We start from the raw sequence: 17,521 nt of genomic DNA, 5'->3' as shown, positions 1-17,521 counted from the left end.
GTCGTTATTACAAGTTGTGATTAATTGTGATGATATTTATTCACATCCAGAGCAAATATCGCTTACTTTCTCAGCGAATTGAGCTTCGCTTGAGCAAGGCCAAAAATCGTATCAATCGGGTAAGAACCTTCATCTGTCGGCTCACCTGCCACCTTGCCGGTGAACAGTTCAATGGCCTCAGTAACGTGGTCAATTGCCCAAATATGGAACTCCCCTTTTTCTACCGCTTTCACGATGTCAGCTCGTAGCATCAAGTTATGAACATTCGAACGAGGAATGATCACACCCTGTCCGGAGTGACGACCTTTGATCACACACACATCATAGAAACCTTCGATTTTTTCGTTTACGCCACCAATCGGCTGCGCTTCACCAAATTGGTTCATTGAACCCGTGATCGCGATATCTTGTCGATTTGGTTGTTTAGAAAAAGCCGAAACGACCGCGCAAAACTCCGCCATGCTCGCGCTGTCTCCGTCGACTCCGCCGTATGATTGCTCAAAGGTAATCGTCGTCGTGAGTGGCACTCGCGCGGTTTTGCCGAATACGGAAGACAGATAAGCCGATAGGATCATCACACCTTTTGAGTGGATACTGCCGCCAAGATCGACGCTGCGTTCAATATCGATAACGTCGCCATCGCCGTAGCATGTCGTGGCAGTGATACGGTTAGGCGCACCAAACATATAATCGCTGGTACTCAACACCGACAACGCGTTCACTTGCCCTATCGCCGAACCCTCAGTGAGAATCAACGTAGTGCCGTTTAAGAACGTCTCCATCACGCTGTCTCGCAAACGGCTGACGCGCATCTCCTGATTTTTCATCGCCTCTTCGACGTGGCCAATGCGGATCATGTTTGAGTTTGCTTGGCGAGCCACGTAGTTTGACTCTCGAAGCAAGTTGGCGATATTAGCCGAATGCAGAGATAGCTTGGATTGGTCGCCAGACAAACGTGAGCTGTATTCGATGATTCGAGCAATGGCTTTGCGATCGCAATGCAGCATATTGTTGTCATGCACCACGCTAGAGATAAAGCGCGCGTAATGCAGCTCAGACTCCGGCGTACGTTTCATTTCGTCTTCGAAATCTGCCGTCACACGGAACAACTCGCTGAACTCTGGATCGTAATGTTGGAGTAATTGGTAAGTTCGGTAATCACCAAACAAGATGATTTTGATATCAAGCGGAATCGGTTCAGGATCTAATGAAACCGCCCCCGTCAACGTCACCTCTTTTTCTAATGACGTAAAGCTTAGTTGGCGAGAGCGCAGCGCACGTTTTAAGCCATCCCAGACATACGACTGCTCCAACACTTTTTGCGCGTCCATTAACAGAACGCCGCCGTTGGCTTTGTGCAAACTACCTGCACGGATCAGTGAGAAGTCGGTAAAGACTGTTCCTTTGAATGTCGCAGTTTCAATCGAGCCAAACAGTGAGTGGTAATTTGGGTTCTCTTCCACCACGATTGGGAAATCGCTGTTGTTACGACTCACTAACACGTTCACTTTGTAGCGACGAGGCAACTTTTTATCTAAAGACGCAGCAGCAATCTCACCTTGTTCACCACTTTGATCGAGGAAAATATCCGCGTTTTCAACGATATCTTTTTGCAGCTCCGTCAAATAGGTTTTGATTTCGGAGTATTCCGAATAATCCACTTTGAGCTTTTTAATGAAGTGAGTAATCACGTCGAGCGTGACTTCATCATTCAACTTTTTGATTTTGTCGCTGTAGGTATCCTCCCACTCGGTCAGTTCACGCACCATGGAACGTAAACTAACCTCTAACGCGTCAATGCTGTCACTGAACTGTTCTTGCTCTTTTTTGCTCAAGGCATCAAAAGATTCTTCAGTGTGCAACTCATCGCCATTCATGGCGACAAATTGATAATCGCCTTGCGATGTGATCGTCAGGCTGATGCCGTGCTCTTTAGCTTCACGACTAATGCGGTCCAATTCATTTTGCTGTTTGTTTGCCAACTGGTTTTTCAAACGATCAGCACGGCTAAAGTACATTTCGTTATCAAAAGCTAATGGCAGCGCGTTAAGCAATTTCCCCATTAAGGCTTCAATATCAACACGCAGTTTGTTACCGATTCCACAAGGGAGCTTTAACACTTTAGGCGTGCGTGTATCTTCAAAATTCGCGACGTAACACCAGTCAAATAACGCATCGGCGTCATGCTGGTGACGATTCAAATAGCGCAGAATCATCGTGCGCTTACCTAGCCCGTTCTGACCGATGGCGTAAATGTTGTACCCTTTTTCCTTAATTGACATCGCAAACTCGACCGCTTTTTGCGCACGCTCTTGTCCCACGATTTCGTCAATAGGAGGCAGTTCCTTGGTCGACTTACATGGCATATTCTCTAGATCCGCTACAGAATATAGCTGTTGAGGTTCCAATCTTAGTATTGCCATATCCGCTTCCTTTTTCTTATTGTCGTAACTTGAGTGTAGAGATTATTTGTTTAATTTTAAGTGATTTAGCTTACACCATGGTTTAATCGCACACTTTATAACCATAAAAATGAAAACAATACGCACTTGCAATTGATAATTAATTTCATTTAATATCTTCAGCAAATCAACTTTTGTGGAGATGGACATGAATATTGAGCAATGCTGGATGCGCTATTTGAAAGCGGAGCAATTGATGGAGCAAGGCCATTGGCCAGAAGCTCATCGCTTATACGAAGATGTGCTCAATCACTTGCCTAGCCATATCCATAAGGCGCTAGAGAATGACCTTACCAAGCCTTGCCAATTTGTGTGTCTGGTCAGCGGATTACGCGATGCGAGCGTGGCGCAATCTGAGATCCTCAACAAATTGGGATTACAGCGCGAAGCATTTTCGGTTCTCAACCAAACTTATGCGCTGTTCCAATTTTTGCAGCTTGAAAGCCATGACCTGATTGAGCGTGTTGGCCACCTACTCGGCCAGCAAAGTGAGGACTTACTTGCACACATGGCCGCATTTTGCTCTGCGCAGCGCAATGCTCAATGGATGATAGAGCTGGACCATGTCACTCGCGCCCATGAACAGTTTTTGCATTTACAGGCAATGAGCTCAGCAGAAGCGGTTGCTCCCCACCTCTACAACTAATGAGTACCAGAGCAATGGAAAGCAGCAGGATTTCAGCGCCATCACCATTGCTCTAGGTTTATTTGCTATATCAAACACAAGGATACGTGATGTCTTCTCAAACCATTCTTTCGGTGAACAACTTGTCTGTCAGCTTTACGACAAACGATGGGATCGTCGATGCAGTAAAGAATGTTGGCTTCGAGCTACAAGCGGGTGAAACGCTGTCTATCGTCGGCGAATCTGGTTCGGGTAAATCAGTTTCCACCAACGCTTTAATGAAGCTGCTACCAGACAACGCCATTGTCCATCCAGACTCGTCGATCATGTTTGAAGGCGAATCCATTCTGGACAAAACTGAGCGACAAATGCAGCGCATTCGCGGCGATCGCATCGGAATGATATTCCAAGAGCCAATGACTTCACTGAATCCGTATATGCGGGTCGGTATTCAAGTGGCGGAAGCCATGATGTGTCATCGCTCCGTCAATCAGCGCAAAGCCAAAGAACGTGTGCTTGAACTGTTTGATTTGGTTCATTTGCCGAACCCGCAACAAGCCTATGATAAGTATCCCCATGAGTTTTCTGGAGGCCAATTACAGCGCATCATGATTGCCATGGCGCTAATTAACGAACCAGACATCTTAATTGCCGATGAGCCGACAACCGCGCTTGACGTTACCGTTCAGGCGGAAGTGCTACTGCTGATTAAAGAGATTCAAGCAAAAATGGGGATGGCTATTTTATTTATCACCCATGACCTAGGCGTGGTGAAACACTTTGCCGATCGTGTGTTGGTGATGTGCAAAGGTGAGGTCGTTGAAGAAGACATCACTGAGCACCTATTTTCTGATCCTCAGCATGAATACACCAAAATGCTGATTAACTCGATTCCGAAAGGAAGCAAAACCCCCGTTGACGAGAATGCGTCGGAATTGCTCAACGCTGAAGACATTCGTGTGAAGTTTTTGGTGACGCCTCACTTTATCGCAAGCAAAAACGAGTACTTCGAAGCGGTAAAAGGCATCTCGTTACAACTGAAACAGGGCGAAACACTAGGCATTGTTGGTGAATCCGGTTCGGGTAAATCCACGTTAGGGCGTGCGTTGATCGGTTTGCTACCGTCTACCGGAAAAATTGAGTTTAAAGGTCAAAATATGGCCTCACTCAGCGACAAAGAGCGGTTCGATCTGAAAAAAGACGTACAAATGGTGTTCCAAGACCCATACGGTTCGCTTTCACCACGTATGACCATCGGGGAAATCATCACTGAAGGGTTAACCGTCCACCGGCCATATTTAAACAAGAAAGAACGCATGCAGAAAGCGCGTGATGTTCTGCGCGAAGTACGTTTGGATCCCGCATCTATAAACCGCTATCCGCACGAATTTTCCGGTGGGCAACGTCAACGTATTGCGATTGCACGAGCCTTGATTTTGGAACCGTCGTTTATCTTGCTTGATGAGCCGACCTCAGCCTTAGATCGCTCAGTGCAACTCACTGTCATCGATCTTCTCAAAGACTTGCAGAAAAAACACAATATCGGTTATTTGTTCATAAGCCATGATTTATCAGTGGTTAAGGCGCTTTCTGATCGCGTATTAGTGATGCAAAAAGGAGAAGTGATGGAGCAAGGAAGCGCACAAGAGATTTTCCATCACCCAAAAAGTGAGTACACTAGAAAACTGATTGATGCCTCATTTGATCTTGAAAACAATGAAAATCAAAATGATGCTGCTTAGATTCATCACAGTTTCATATTAATGAACTAGGATTAAGTAAAGATGATTATTTCATCTTTACTTGAGAATGGCGTAGCTGCCTTTCGGTTTGGCCGCCGAGACTGGTTGGTTCATCGAGTCAGACTTAGTCAACCTGACTCAACAATACTGAAAAATAGTATTACTTGAGTTCCCCCAACCATGAAAAATGCCGCGATTCTGTCGCGGCATTTTTTATTCTCTAAAGCTCAAAATCGTTAAATCGACTCGATACCCATGTTGTATAGCGTAAATGCGTACACATCGGTCGTGAGATCGATTTGCTTGCTGAGCGGCATACCGGCACCATGACCGGCATTCACATCAATACGAATCAACACCGGATTTTCGCCTTGCTGTTTGTCTTGCAGTTCAGCAATAAACTTATACGAGTGAGCAGGAACAACTCGGTCGTCATGATCAGCGGTTGTCACCAAGGTAGCAGGGTATTGCACGCCTTCTTTTACATTGTGAACAGGTGAATACCCAAGTAAGTATCGGAACATCGCTTCACTTTGTTCTGACGTGCCGTAGTCGTACTTCCAGCCTTCACCAGACGTAAATGTGTGGTAACGCAGCATATCAAGCACACCAACCGCAGGCAGCGCAACTTTGAATAGTTCAGGGCGTTGCGTCATACACGCTCCAACTAACAAACCTCCGTTAGAACCACCACGAATCGCTAAGCGCTCCGAGCTGGTGTAGTCGTTTTCAATTAGGTATTCCGCCGCCGCAATAAAGTCATCAAACACGTTTTGCTTTTGCTGCTGAGTGCCCGCATTGTGCCAAGCTTTACCATATTCACCGCCGCCTCGCATGTTGGCGACAGCGTAAATGCCACCCAATTCTAGCCAGTTGGCCACATTGCCAGAAAACATCGGAGTGAGGCTGATGTTAAAACCGCCATAACCATACAGCATGGTTGGCGCACTGCCATCAAGCGAGATGCCCTTCTTGTATGAGATGATCATTGGAACTTGCGTGCCATCTTTTGAGGTGTAGAACACCTGTTTTGACTCATATTCATTGCGATCGAACGGCGCTTTGGATTCTTGGTAAAGCGTCGATGCACCAGATTCGACATCAAATGAGAAGATCGTCGGTGGTGTCACGTAGTTAGTAAAGGTGTAATACAGCGTGGTTTCTTCTTTTTTACCTGCTAGACCATAAGCCGTGCCTTCTCCCGGTAGTTCTACATCTCGAATCCACTCACCTTGGTAGGTAAACTGCTTCACTTTAGAAAGCACATCCACCATATAAGTCGCAAACAAATAACCGCCACCTTTGCTGATTTCTAGCGGCTGTTCTTGTTCAGCAATCACGTCAGCCCATTGTTCTGTCTGAGTGTTGTAGCTGACAACTTTGCCGTTCGGCGCATCTAGGTTGGTGTAAAGCAGCAAGGTCTCGTCTTGACTATCAATCAAGTAGGTGTCGCCTTGCGTCGTATCGCGCAGTGTCACAATCGCTTGGGAGTCAGACTGTAAGTCGATATAAAACAGACGATTACCCGATGTGGATTCTGCGCCAGAAATAATGAGGAAGCGATCATCTGTCGTCGTCGTACCAGACACATAACGATGAATCTGAGCACCCTGCTCACCAAAAATCACTTTGTCTTCAGATTGAGAGGTACCAAGTTCATGATAATAAAGCTTGTGATGCTCAGTTCGAGCAGACAACTCACTGCCTTGCGGCTTGTCGTAACTTGAGTAATAGAAGCCTTTGCTGCCCAGCCAAGAAATCGACGTAAACTTCGCATCAACGATCTCTGGCTCTAGCTGTTCTTTAGTTTCCGTATCAATGACAAAGATCTTACGCCAGTCACTGCCTCCTTCCGAGATGGAATATGCCACCAAACGATAGTCTTTCGAGAAGCTGACTTCGCCAAGAGAGGTCGTGCCCTCTTCGGAGAAAGTATTTGGGTCAAGGAAGACCTCGGCTTCTCCCTCGCCTTTACGGCGATACAATACGCTTTGGTTTTGCAAACCGTCGTTTTTGTAGAAGTAGGTGTAGTCACCACGTACAAATGGCTGGGAATATTTTTCGTAGTTTTGGCTGTTCGCGACTAAGTCACGGATCTGTTGGCGGTACGAGATCTGACCAAGAAAATCGAAGGTCACTGAGTTTTGACCCGAAACCCATTGTGCGGTTTCTTCACTGCGATCATCTTCTAACCAGCGATAAGGGTCGGCAATGTCGTGACCAAAATAAGTGTCCACGACAGAATCTTTACGTGTTTTTGGGTAATGCATAACGTCCGTGTTACTCCGTTTGAAGTGTTTTGTTTTTATTGAGATTTATTCTCAATAGCTAGATTAGGGCTCAAGTGGCGAAATTCAACCAAAAAATACAAACAATATGAAGCACCTAGAAGTAATGAGAAATGGTGAGGTAACGTTCGCGAATGTGCTCGATAAGCAGCTTAACCTTATTCGGCGGCTGACGCGTAAACGGATATACCGCGTAAATGCCCAGCTTTTTGCCGACCAGTTCGGGGAAAATATCCACCAACTGGCCATTACGAATATCGTGGTACACCAAACAGCGAGGTACATACGCAATGCCGTGTCCGCCTAATGCTGCTTTGCGCAAAGCGGTGGCATTGTCGGTTGAAAAGCTTCCAGAGACTCGAACAATATAATTGCCTTCGTCACTCTTAAATTCCCACTCCGATGCACCGGTGGTTTGATAAGCGTATTGCAAACAGTTGTGCGAAGTCAGATCGATAGGTTCGATAGGTTTGCCGTTTTTAGCAATATAAGAAGGCGATGCGCATACCACCCATTGAGAGTCGAGTATGTGCCGAGCAATTAAACTGGAGTCTTCCAAGTAACCGGTTCGGATGACTAAATCGTAACCATCGGCGACAAGATCAACAAAGCGATTATCGAGCGACATATCGACAGTGAGACCCGGATGAAGGTTACAAAACTCCGCCACCGCGTCGGCAAGAATCAAGTCACCGGAGATAGTCGGCACCGACATCTTGATATGACCGCTCACATTCTCCCCAAAGCCTGCAACAGCGTCCATAGCCTCCTGAGTGGCTTGCTTCACATTTTTAGCACTGTGTAACAACACCTTCCCAGCTTCGGTCAGGGTCAATTTGCGCGTAGTTCGATATAATAGTTGTGCACCTATCTCTTCTTCTAGTCGCGCCATTCTTTTGCTAACTACCGAATTTGTAAGGTTATTTGCTTCTGCAACCTTACTAAAACTGCCTAATTCGATGACCTGAGAAAACAGGATTAAGTCGTCTGCTCGCATACAATTATGTCACTTTTGGAATTAATTATTTTCATTATTTCCCTATATCAATAAAAAATAAAGGAGTAAATTCACGCCAAATTAACAAAACCATTACAACAAAAAGTCGCCTCTACAGCGGATTGACACCGTTCGAGAAGTCAGCGTACGAAGGATGTACAAATGAGTGAAACCCTACTAGCCCTAGTGGCCTTTTCGCCAATTGTTGTTGCCGCCATTTTATTGGTTGGTCTCAACTGGCCTGCTAAAAAAGCTATGCCTGTTGCGTTCGGTTTAACCGTCGCTATCGCCCTAATGTTTTGGGATATGTCAGCTACTCGCGTACTGGCATCAGTATTCCAAGGTTTAGGAATTACTGTCTCTGTTCTTTGGATCGTGTTTGGTGCCATCTTCTTGCTCAACACTTTAAAACACACTGGAGCGATCACCACTATCCGTAACGGATTTACCGATATCTCTGCCGATCGTCGAGTTCAAGCCATCATTATTGCTTGGTGTTTTGGCTCATTCATCGAAGGTGCATCGGGCTTTGGTACACCAGCAGCGATCGCCGCGCCACTATTGGTTGCGATCGGTTTCCCTGCCCTAGCGGCGGTACTAATGGGCATGATGATTCAATCAACACCAGTATCGTTTGGTGCTGTGGGTACGCCGATTATCGTCGGTGTAAACAAAGGTTTGGATACGCACAACATCAGTGAAGCGTTGGCAGCTCAAGGCTCAACATGGGAAGCATACCTACAGCACATCACGGCTAACGTTGCCGTAATTCATGCCGTGGTTGGTACGATGATTCCTGTATTGATGGCGATGATGTTAACACGTTTCTTCGGCAAGAACAGAAGCTGGAGCGAAGGTCTGGATATTCTACCGTTTGCGCTATTCGCAGGTGTGTCATTTACCGTTCCTTACGCATTAACTGGCGTGTTCTTGGGCGCTGAGTTTCCATCGCTGATTGGTGGTTTGGTTGGTCTTTCTATAGTCGTAACTGCTGCGAAAAAAGGTTTCCTAGTTCCTAAAACAAAATGGGATTTTGAAAGCGAAGACAAATGGCCAGCAGAGTGGCTAGGCTCTTTGAAAGTGGATCTGCACGACAATCCTGGTAAGCCAATGAGCTTGGTAAAAGCGTGGATTCCTTATGTAATGCTGGCCGTTATTTTGGTAGCAAGCCGCGTAAGCTCTGAGTTTAAAGGTCTATTGCAAAGCGTCAGCATGTCGTTTAGCAACATTCTAGGCGAGACAGGCGTTAGCGCTGCGATTCAGCCGCTTTACCTTCCTGGTGGTGTATTGGTGTTCGTTGCTCTGCTTGCTGCTGTACTGCAAAGTGGTAGCGCAAAACCTTTGCGTGAAGCATTCGGCGAGTCAAGCAAAACGCTAATCGGTGCAGGCTTCGTATTGGTGTTCACTATCCCGATGGTACGTATATTCATCAACTCAGGTGTAAACGGTGCTGACCTAGCAAGTATGCCTGTAACAACCGCGAACTTTGCCTCAGACCTCGTTGGCTCGGCATTCCCAGCATTAAGTGCAACGGTTGGTGCGCTAGGTGCATTCATCGCGGGTTCGAATACCGTATCGAACATGATGTTCAGCCAGTTCCAATTCGAAGTCGCGCAGACATTGTCTATCTCAAGCGTGGTTGTAGTATCACTGCAAGCCGTTGGTGCGGCTGCGGGTAACATGATTGCCATTCACAACGTGGTGGCGGCATCCGCAACCGTCGGTCTACTAGGTCGTGAAGGCGCAACCTTGCGTAAGACGATCATCCCAACGTTCTACTACCTAGTAATGACGGGCATCATCGGTTTGGTTCTGATTTACGGATTCCAACTCACCGACGTCTTGATGAAGTAATACGAATGCAGGGCTCACTGCCCTGCCCGATTTGACACAGCTGTCAGCACTACTACCCCGACATGTTGATTTAGCTTGCTACATCAATTCCCCCGGCAGCTGTGTCGCCTTTCCAGTTTGCATAACTGACTGAGCGATTAAATCAAGATTGTTCAACCAATTATGTAAGTGGGTTACCTAAATCGCAGATTCAAAAGTAAGTGATGCAAAGGTAACTATACTCATTTTGATGCTTTTAGCGCTTAGTGCGATGAAAGCTCACTTAAGAGCAAATGCTCCACAACTTTGCTTAGAATAACCGCTAGGACACAATTATGATTATCTCAGCTTCTACCGATTACCGCGCTGCCGCGAAAGCCAAGCTACCTCCGTTTCTATTCCATTATATTGATGGCGGCTCTTACGACGAACGCACTCTGAAGCGTAATACTGACGATTTAGGCGATGTTGCACTACGCCAGCGCGTCCTACGCGATATGACAGACTTGAGTCTGGAGACCGAGATTTTCGGTGAGAAACTTGCGATGCCAATCGCACTGGCACCTGTTGGTCTAACTGGCATGTACGCTCGCCGTGGTGAAGTACAAGCAGCAAAAGCGGCAGAGAAAAAAGGCATTCCTTTTACCATGTCGACTGTGTCGGTTTGTCCGATTGAAGAAGTGGCACCAGCCATTGAGCGTCCAATGTGGTTCCAGCTATACGTGCTAAAAGACCGCGGCTTTATGAAAAACGTTCTTGAGCGTGCAAAAGCAGCAGGTGTTACTACATTAGTGTTCACGGTAGACATGCCAGTTCCAGGTGCGCGTTACCGTGACATGCACTCTGGTATGAGTGGCCCTAACGCAGCAATGCGCCGCGTATTCCAATCCATGCGTCACCCAAGCTGGGCGCTGGATGTTGGCTTGCTAGGGAAGCCACACGATCTTGGTAACATCTCAACGTATCGTGGTGAACCAACGAAACTAGAAGACTACATCGGCTGGTTGGGCGCGAACTTCGACCCATCGATCTCTTGGAAAGATCTTGAGTGGATTCGTGATTTTTGGGATGGCCCAATGGTCATCAAAGGTATTCTGGATGAAGAAGACGCGAAAGATGCGGTACGTTTCGGTGCAGATGGCATTGTGGTATCAAACCACGGTGGTCGTCAGCTCGATGGTGTACTATCAACAGCGAAAGCTCTGCCAAGCATTGCGGACGCCGTAAAAGGCGATTTGAAGATCTTCGTAGACTCTGGTATTCGTACTGGTTTGGATGTTGTTCGTATGCTTGCACTTGGCGCAGACTGTACGCTGCTTGGTCGTTCATTCGTTTACGCGCTTGCTGCACAAGGTGGCGCTGGCGTAGAAAACCTACTCGACCTATACGACAAAGAAATGCGCGTTGCTATGACGCTGACTGGCGCAAAAACCATTGCAGACCTATCTCGCGATTCGTTGGTGAAAATCCCATAATCTTTACGAATACGCAGAAAGCAGAAACGAAAAAACGAGCCTCAATTGGCTCGTTTTTTTATTGCTCTTCAACCCGATAATTTGACGAGCAAGCTAGCTAACTTGGTGAACGTACTCAATGACGACTTGGTTGCCCTCAATGAACACATTGCGAATGTCACCATCCACTGTCACTCGGTTTTGCAAATGAACCGATCCCGCCGCCGACAGTTCTCTCTCAGTCAATGATGGAATCACTTGCCCAGGACGCACATGCAGCTGTTCACAAAGTTGTTTGATAAAACCTAGCGTCAGTGGCGAATTACCACGTAACAAGCCAGAAAACTCATGTAGGCTCAAACCTAGGCGCTTTGCCATTTCCATTTGAGTGATGTGCATTTTGGCTTTTTGTGACATCCAGATGTCGTAGAGCGCGTTTCTATCCAGCTCTGTAAATTCCATATCTGCCTCCGATAATTCAAGTGCCAATACACTCTCACACTTGCTTGAGATAAATGTTAGCGATAAGTCAGAGAACTTATAATTGATCGTTCGAATATTTGCGCTCAGCAAAGGTATGGCAAGGCTTGCACGCGTCCGCTTTCGATTCAAAATTCATCAGATAATAGTGATAAATGGATGAAATCCCGGAAATTACTGGGGTGATACTTCAATATCTGCTACCTTTCCCACCATGGTTCATCAGAAATAAAAGTTACTTATGTCACAGTGGTTTACCGATTTACAAAACTATGTACAAGCGCATAGTCAGGATTGGAGCGGAAGTGTTCTTTTTATCACGTTAGCCAGTTTTATCGCATGGATCGCTTGGCGAGTGATCCGTTCCCGTCTTGCAATTCTTGTCGAGAAAACCCCTTTTCATTGGGATAACATGTTGCTTGATGCGCTCAAAGCGCCAGTGAGCACTCTCATTTGGTGTTGGCCTGCTACGGTGTCACTTGGCATCATTTTAGAAAGCGAACTGAATGACAAGATCAATTGGCTGAGCACGCTCAAGCTGATTCTTATTATCAGCGTCTTCGTATGGACCGTCATGCGACTGATCACCAATATCGAAGATTTCGTTCTGGAACAGAAAAACCGAGACGAAACCACCGTTCAAGCCATCGCAAAAGTTGGGCGCTTATTCATCATCACTATCGGCGTATTAACCATCATGCAGGCATTTGGCTTGTCTCTGTCTGGCCTGCTGACGTTTGGTGGTGTGGGTGGCTTAATCGTAGGTCTTGCTGCAAAAGATTTGCTGTCGAACTTCTTCGGTGGTCTGATGATTTACTTCGATCGTCCATTCAAAGTAGGCGATTGGATTCGCTCTCCAGATCGTCAAATCGAGGGCACCGTAGAACGCATTGGTTGGCGCATGACCAGCATCCGCACGTTTGATAAACGCCCACTTTATGTGCCGAACTCCGTGTTTAGCAACATCGTGGTTGAAAACCCTTCCCGAATGCTAAACCGTCGAATCTACGAAGTGGTGGGCTTGCGTTATGATGATGCCGACAAAGTGCCAGAAATCATCACCGCAGTGCGCGAAATGTTAAAGAACCACAAAGATATCGATACGCGCCAAACCTTGATTGTGAACTTTGATACCTTTGGCCCATCATCGTTGAATTTCTTTATCTACACCTTCACGAAAACCGTGAACTGGGTGAGATACCACGAAGTGAAACAAGACGTCTTATTGAAAGTCGTCGGCATCATTAAAGAGCACAACGCAGATATCGCGTTCCCAACTCAGACACTGAAGCTCGACCCGATTCAAATGGCGAAAAACCAAGAAGACAGCGGTTTTTAATTCGCTCTTAAACACACAAAGCCCACTCAACATTGAGTGGGCTTTGTTTTATTTCGGGCTTACAAAATCTCAAAAAACATCGGTTATTTGGTAAGAACCATACGCGCATTGAGCGGTTGAACTGGACGATTGTTTTCCCCCATAACGTGTTCAAATTGCGCAATTTGCTCTGCCGAAATGCTTTGTGGATCTTTGATCACAAGCCAACGCACGCCTTCTGAACATGGTGGCGTGGTCAATGAGCCGTTAAATCGGTAGTAGTCTTTGTCGCTAGGAATCAAAGCGTTTGCATCGAAAGGAGCGCGAATCGCTACGTTTTGATCTCTTTCCGGCACATTTTCTAGCAGATTAGCCAACGCCGGATTGGCTTTGCCTTGTTCAAAAAATACCGCCACTACTGCGAGATTGCCTTGCTCATCGGCATGAACGTAATGCGCTTCCAATGGGTAAGATTTGCCGTCGACATGGTTTTCAGATGGTGTGTGGAAATGAAACTGCTTTAAAGCAAACGCTTTGCCATCAATGGTCAGAACATTCTCTCCCTCAATGCTGGTTTGCAATGTGTGGCCATTGTTTGTTAGCGCAACCACTTTGCCTTGGTAATCCAATTGCAGTTTTGCTAATTCAGCTTGCGTCGCCGAATGAATATCAATCGGGCTTTGGTTTTTACCTTGCGCACATTCAGAAGCAAACTCGCCCCAATGCTCTGGTCCGTGACTTCCTTCGTAACCCCAGTTTGCTGCGTTGGCCGAACCAACGAATACCAAAGACAATCCAATCGCTGTAAGTGACTTTTTCATGATTTTCCTTATCCCTTCAAGTGAAGTGTTGTAAAAGCAAAGCCATACTAATCTCACAGGATTCGGTCGTTACAGAGTGGAAACTATGATTGCAAACAAACTTTGGAATCAACTCCTCTAGTCATGCAATTGATATGATGCTCAAAATTGAACATCAACGATTATTGAGTCGGTATAAGTGCCCGCGGGAGGGGTGGTTTGGCTTGTCATTATCTGCGCGCGATAATTGTAGTTCTGTGGAGTGATACCATCCGGAATGACATCGCCAGTATCGACATCGCTCTGTTCGCGGCGCTCAGCACCAGCCGAGCCCCAGCGCTCCGTCGATGAAGACTTATAGATTTCATATTCCAAATAGTTACCATCAGATACCATCCTTCGTTGGCCTCCTGAAGCATTTACGCCGTCGTTTAAACCAATGGTGAAGGAACTGTTCTTGGTACAAGTTAACGATATAACCTGACTAACGGGATCGAAGCCCGCCACCAATGGGGATGAACCAAAATCAATATCCGGCGCGGTTATCATACAGTCGGGAGTCACTTCCAACTCGACCGTAATAGTACTTTGAGCACTCCCGTCAGTCCGAATAATACATACTCCTGGTAGACCTACGCCCTTGCAGTAATTCCAATCCCAAGACGCTATAATTTGGTCTGTATAAGTTCCGGCCGAAAGGTTACTTCCAGCTCCCGTCCGAGCATAAAGAGGGAACTCAACTTGGTCTCCAAACAGCCCCAACAAATCTAACAAGTCGGTGTCTGTGAAAGTGTACAATTGGCCAAAAACATACTCTTCTGAAAGGCTTGAATCGCCAAAGATCTGATAGTTAATTACCGAACTGGCATCTCCTTGGGTGGTCATCTGCCCACCATTGAGGCTGGTAAATGTGACGGACACATAGTCGCCACTCAACAACGACACAAGTGTCGAAAAGTCACATGTTATCCCCGCATGCGGCTGGGCTGAACTTTGTTGCTGAGTGCTCGACACCGTAAATGAGGAAACGCTACCAAACTGGATTGAAGGTGTTGACGCAGTGAGCTGACAAGCTATTGTCGAGCACGAGAAAAAGAGAAGTAGACTAGCCAGCCAGCGATGCAAAATCATAGTGCCGCCTCATCTTCTGTTTTGAGGCAAACCTGACTATTCAGTGTTTGTATTTTTTGACTCTCGCGCTCATACAACCCTTCAATTGAAACTTTACATGGTGACTGCCCTTGAGGATAAAACAGAATGTAACTGCCCGGATCAATGCCTTCAAAGTAGGTAAACCCATCCCACCCAATTTGACTGACTAATCCTGTCTCTGAACGCCCAAACGTACCAAGCGGCAGGACTAGGTGATTTTCATCCACAACGGTCATACTCAATGCAATTTGCAGCTCAATGGGAAACTCTAATAAATAACCGTAACCTGCATGTATCGAAGCGAACTGCTCTGTCGTCGAAAAGGCCGCATTCGCTGGTAAAGTGAGTGGGTCAATTTCATATTTGGCGGTGTAATACGCGGTAGCCCAAGGCACTAGCAAATAGCCATCCTCGTCAGTCACGCCAACAATTTGGTTTTCATATTTAACCGGAATACCGTCAAAACCACTGGTGCTGACCACGGCAAAGCTGTCATACACTTCGTTAGCAGGGAAGATTTTGCCATCCAATGTCGAGACTGAACCCGCCATTTCCGCAAAATAATCATAATTCCCACTGGTGCCATTGAGCCCTCCTCGAAACTGAGCCCACGAGGCACGATAGGTCAAATCGGCTTGCTTACGGTTTTCAGGATCTTCATTGAGGTCATGCGCTAAATTGATACCCCACCCACCTTTTATAGGCGCGAGGCGACTGTAACCAACGCGTCCTCGCACATCGCCATCATCTTCCCTTTTCAGCGTTAAGCCGGCACTGCCGCCAAGCGAACCAAAGGGCAACGAGAACTGCGCTAATGTCACTGCCTGACCACCAATACTGTGGTTGTAAGAGAGCGACATATTGATGTCAAAAGGCAGAGCATAACTGTACGTAAGATTGAGCGTACGCGAGCTAGAATCGGTTTGCTGAATATCGAAATAGCCACCGGAAAGTGAGCCCCAATCCCCTAGCCGTACTCCCATGTTGACTTGCGATACATGACGAGACTTCAGCGATGCCTCCTCCCCTTTATTAAGCTTCTCGTAATTTGGCAAATGCGACAGGGTATAGAAATCAGCTTGCTCCACTTGCGTTCTAGCAGCGAAGCTAAACAACCTAGATTGGTAACTGTAACTCAGCGCGTATGAGCTGGATTGATCTTTAAAATTACTGACTCGAAATGAGGCATCTATCGTACCTAAGTTGAACGCATTACTAACAAAACCCAGCCCCGCAACAATTAGGTCATCTTTTGCTTCAGCTTGCGTTTCCAAGGTTAACCAATCCGTCATGCCATGACGCATCGCTACAACAACGCCACCAGCACCATATTCATTCGATGCGTTTCCAAAATCTTCTCTGAGCGCACCAATACTGGCACTGTAGGAAGTAAATCCTGTTTTCAACAAATCGGAAGAGAGGAAAAACGGGCTGGTCATGACCGTTTGTCGGCCTTGAGCATCAGTCGCAATGACGGTTGCTTCACCCGCGCCAGAGATCATGGGAATGTCGTTAATAACGAAAGGGCCTGGCCCGACGGCCATTGAGTCGGTTTTAAAGCCATTGATGAATAAATCCAAGGTCGTGGGCGCAGTGACCTCACCATAAAACGCTGGCAATGGCGTCGTCACTACGTCGGGGCGCATAGAAAAGTCATGCGACAACTGAATGCCCGCCATTCTCACCGGCTGACTCCAAGACAAAGGACGGACGATGTAGTCTCCGACTTCCAAACGAAGTCGGCGCGCCTGATTGGCGTACTCATACCCTGTATCGAAACGGGTGTATTGACTGCTTTGCTGAGACTGAACATCGCGGTGAAAATTGGATTTAAATATTCCCGTTGTAGAAAAAACACCAAACTCAGAAAAGGCTCTGATTTCATGATCGATAGAAACCTCCTTTTGTTGGCTTTCGTTTTCATACGCACCAAAAACGTTGTAGTTAAACAGTCCCCCACGACCAAACTTAGCTGGAGAAAATCGCCCCATATCGTGTGCAGATAAACTCTGCATCGGCAGCCAGTTCGGCGGAACGTCGATCGCCAGTTGCAGTGACGATTGCAAATAACGCACGTTAACCCCAGCGATGGAAGAAACGTCAATCCTGTCTTCCGTTCCTGGCAACGATTTGGCCGTAACGCCAACCGCTATTAGATCTTGCCGCTGGAGAAAGTACTGCTCGCCAATGCGCTCGACTTCGGTAATATGCCCCGTCGCTCTTTGATTGATCACCAATTCTAGTTTCAAGCTAATATTGTTAAACTTATCAAAAGAAAAGTTTTCAGGATTCGGTAACTCAGAAAAACTGTTGGGTGAGTTCGCACAAAGGCCAATATTGCTCCACGCCATACTTAGTAATCCAAGCCAA

12 protein-coding genes are annotated in these 17,521 nt (G+C 46.6%); 5 read left to right on the top strand and 7 right to left on the bottom strand.

Annotated features, from left to right (window positions below; genetic code table 11):
• Positions 1-62: 62 nt before the first annotated feature.
• Positions 63-2,423 (bottom strand): Lon protease family protein, encoded by a 2,361-nt coding sequence (locus tag NL646_RS10785; RefSeq protein WP_253664212.1) that lies wholly within the window; start codon positions 2,421-2,423, stop codon positions 63-65.
• Positions 2,424-2,610: 187 nt separating this feature from the next.
• On the opposite strand from NL646_RS10785, the gene NL646_RS10780 reads away from it, so the two are divergent.
• Positions 2,611-3,108 (top strand): hypothetical protein, encoded by a 498-nt coding sequence (locus tag NL646_RS10780; protein WP_065779280.1) that lies wholly within the window; start codon positions 2,611-2,613, stop codon positions 3,106-3,108.
• 89 nt (positions 3,109-3,197) lie between these two features.
• Positions 3,198-4,829, top strand: coding sequence for an ABC transporter ATP-binding protein (locus NL646_RS10775; protein ID WP_253664211.1), 1,632 nt, complete (start codon positions 3,198-3,200; stop codon positions 4,827-4,829).
• A gap of 236 nt (positions 4,830-5,065) precedes the next feature.
• Here the strand turns inward: NL646_RS10775 and NL646_RS10770 are convergent, their stop codons facing one another.
• Together NL646_RS10770 and NL646_RS10765 are read right to left on the bottom strand one after the other, a co-directional pair.
• Positions 5,066-7,099, bottom strand: coding sequence for a prolyl oligopeptidase family protein (locus tag NL646_RS10770; RefSeq protein WP_253664210.1), 2,034 nt, complete (start codon positions 7,097-7,099; stop codon positions 5,066-5,068).
• Between the two features lie 115 nt (positions 7,100-7,214).
• On the bottom strand, positions 7,215-8,114 hold the full coding sequence (locus tag NL646_RS10765; RefSeq protein WP_005499789.1) for a LysR family transcriptional regulator: 900 nt from the start codon (positions 8,112-8,114) through the stop codon (positions 7,215-7,217).
• 162 nt (positions 8,115-8,276) lie between these two features.
• Between NL646_RS10765 and NL646_RS10760 the strand changes: the two genes are divergently transcribed.
• Together NL646_RS10760 and lldD are read left to right on the top strand one after the other, a co-directional pair.
• Positions 8,277-9,968, top strand: coding sequence for an L-lactate permease (locus NL646_RS10760; protein WP_024702140.1), 1,692 nt, complete (start codon positions 8,277-8,279; stop codon positions 9,966-9,968).
• Between the two features lie 314 nt (positions 9,969-10,282).
• Positions 10,283-11,422, top strand: a complete 1,140-nt coding sequence (lldD, locus tag NL646_RS10755) for an FMN-dependent L-lactate dehydrogenase LldD (protein WP_020838182.1) — start codon at positions 10,283-10,285, stop codon at positions 11,420-11,422.
• Between the two features lie 93 nt (positions 11,423-11,515).
• Here lldD and NL646_RS10750 read toward each other — a convergent pair whose 3' ends face one another.
• The gene (locus tag NL646_RS10750) at positions 11,516-11,863 is read right to left on the bottom strand and encodes a helix-turn-helix transcriptional regulator (protein WP_005462888.1); all 348 of its coding nucleotides are present in this window, start codon (positions 11,861-11,863) and stop codon (positions 11,516-11,518) included.
• A 259-nt stretch (positions 11,864-12,122) separates the two neighbouring features.
• On the opposite strand from NL646_RS10750, the gene NL646_RS10745 reads away from it, so the two are divergent.
• Positions 12,123-13,220, top strand: coding sequence for a mechanosensitive ion channel family protein (locus NL646_RS10745; protein ID WP_005462887.1), 1,098 nt, complete (start codon positions 12,123-12,125; stop codon positions 13,218-13,220).
• Positions 13,221-13,303: 83 nt separating this feature from the next.
• Here the strand turns inward: NL646_RS10745 and NL646_RS10740 are convergent, their stop codons facing one another.
• The 3 genes from NL646_RS10740 to NL646_RS10730 form a co-directional block, all read right to left on the bottom strand.
• Complete coding sequence (locus NL646_RS10740; protein WP_005485792.1) at positions 13,304-14,020, bottom strand: carbonic anhydrase; 717 nt, start codon at positions 14,018-14,020, stop codon at positions 13,304-13,306.
• A 141-nt stretch (positions 14,021-14,161) separates the two neighbouring features.
• Positions 14,162-15,130, bottom strand: a complete 969-nt coding sequence (locus NL646_RS10735) for a spore coat protein U domain-containing protein (RefSeq protein ID WP_021450574.1) — start codon at positions 15,128-15,130, stop codon at positions 14,162-14,164.
• On the bottom strand, positions 15,127-17,502 hold the full coding sequence (locus NL646_RS10730) for a fimbria/pilus outer membrane usher protein (protein WP_253664209.1): 2,376 nt from the start codon (positions 17,500-17,502) through the stop codon (positions 15,127-15,129). Before NL646_RS10730 ends, NL646_RS10735 begins: the two co-directional genes overlap by 4 nt.
• Positions 17,503-17,521 lie beyond the last annotated feature (19 nt).

The organism is Vibrio sp. Y20_XG_PY13 (genome assembly GCF_024181925.1).
Classification (GTDB): domain Bacteria; phylum Pseudomonadota; class Gammaproteobacteria; order Enterobacterales; family Vibrionaceae; genus Vibrio; species Vibrio parahaemolyticus.
This window is presented reverse-complemented; position numbering and strand designations above follow the sequence as displayed.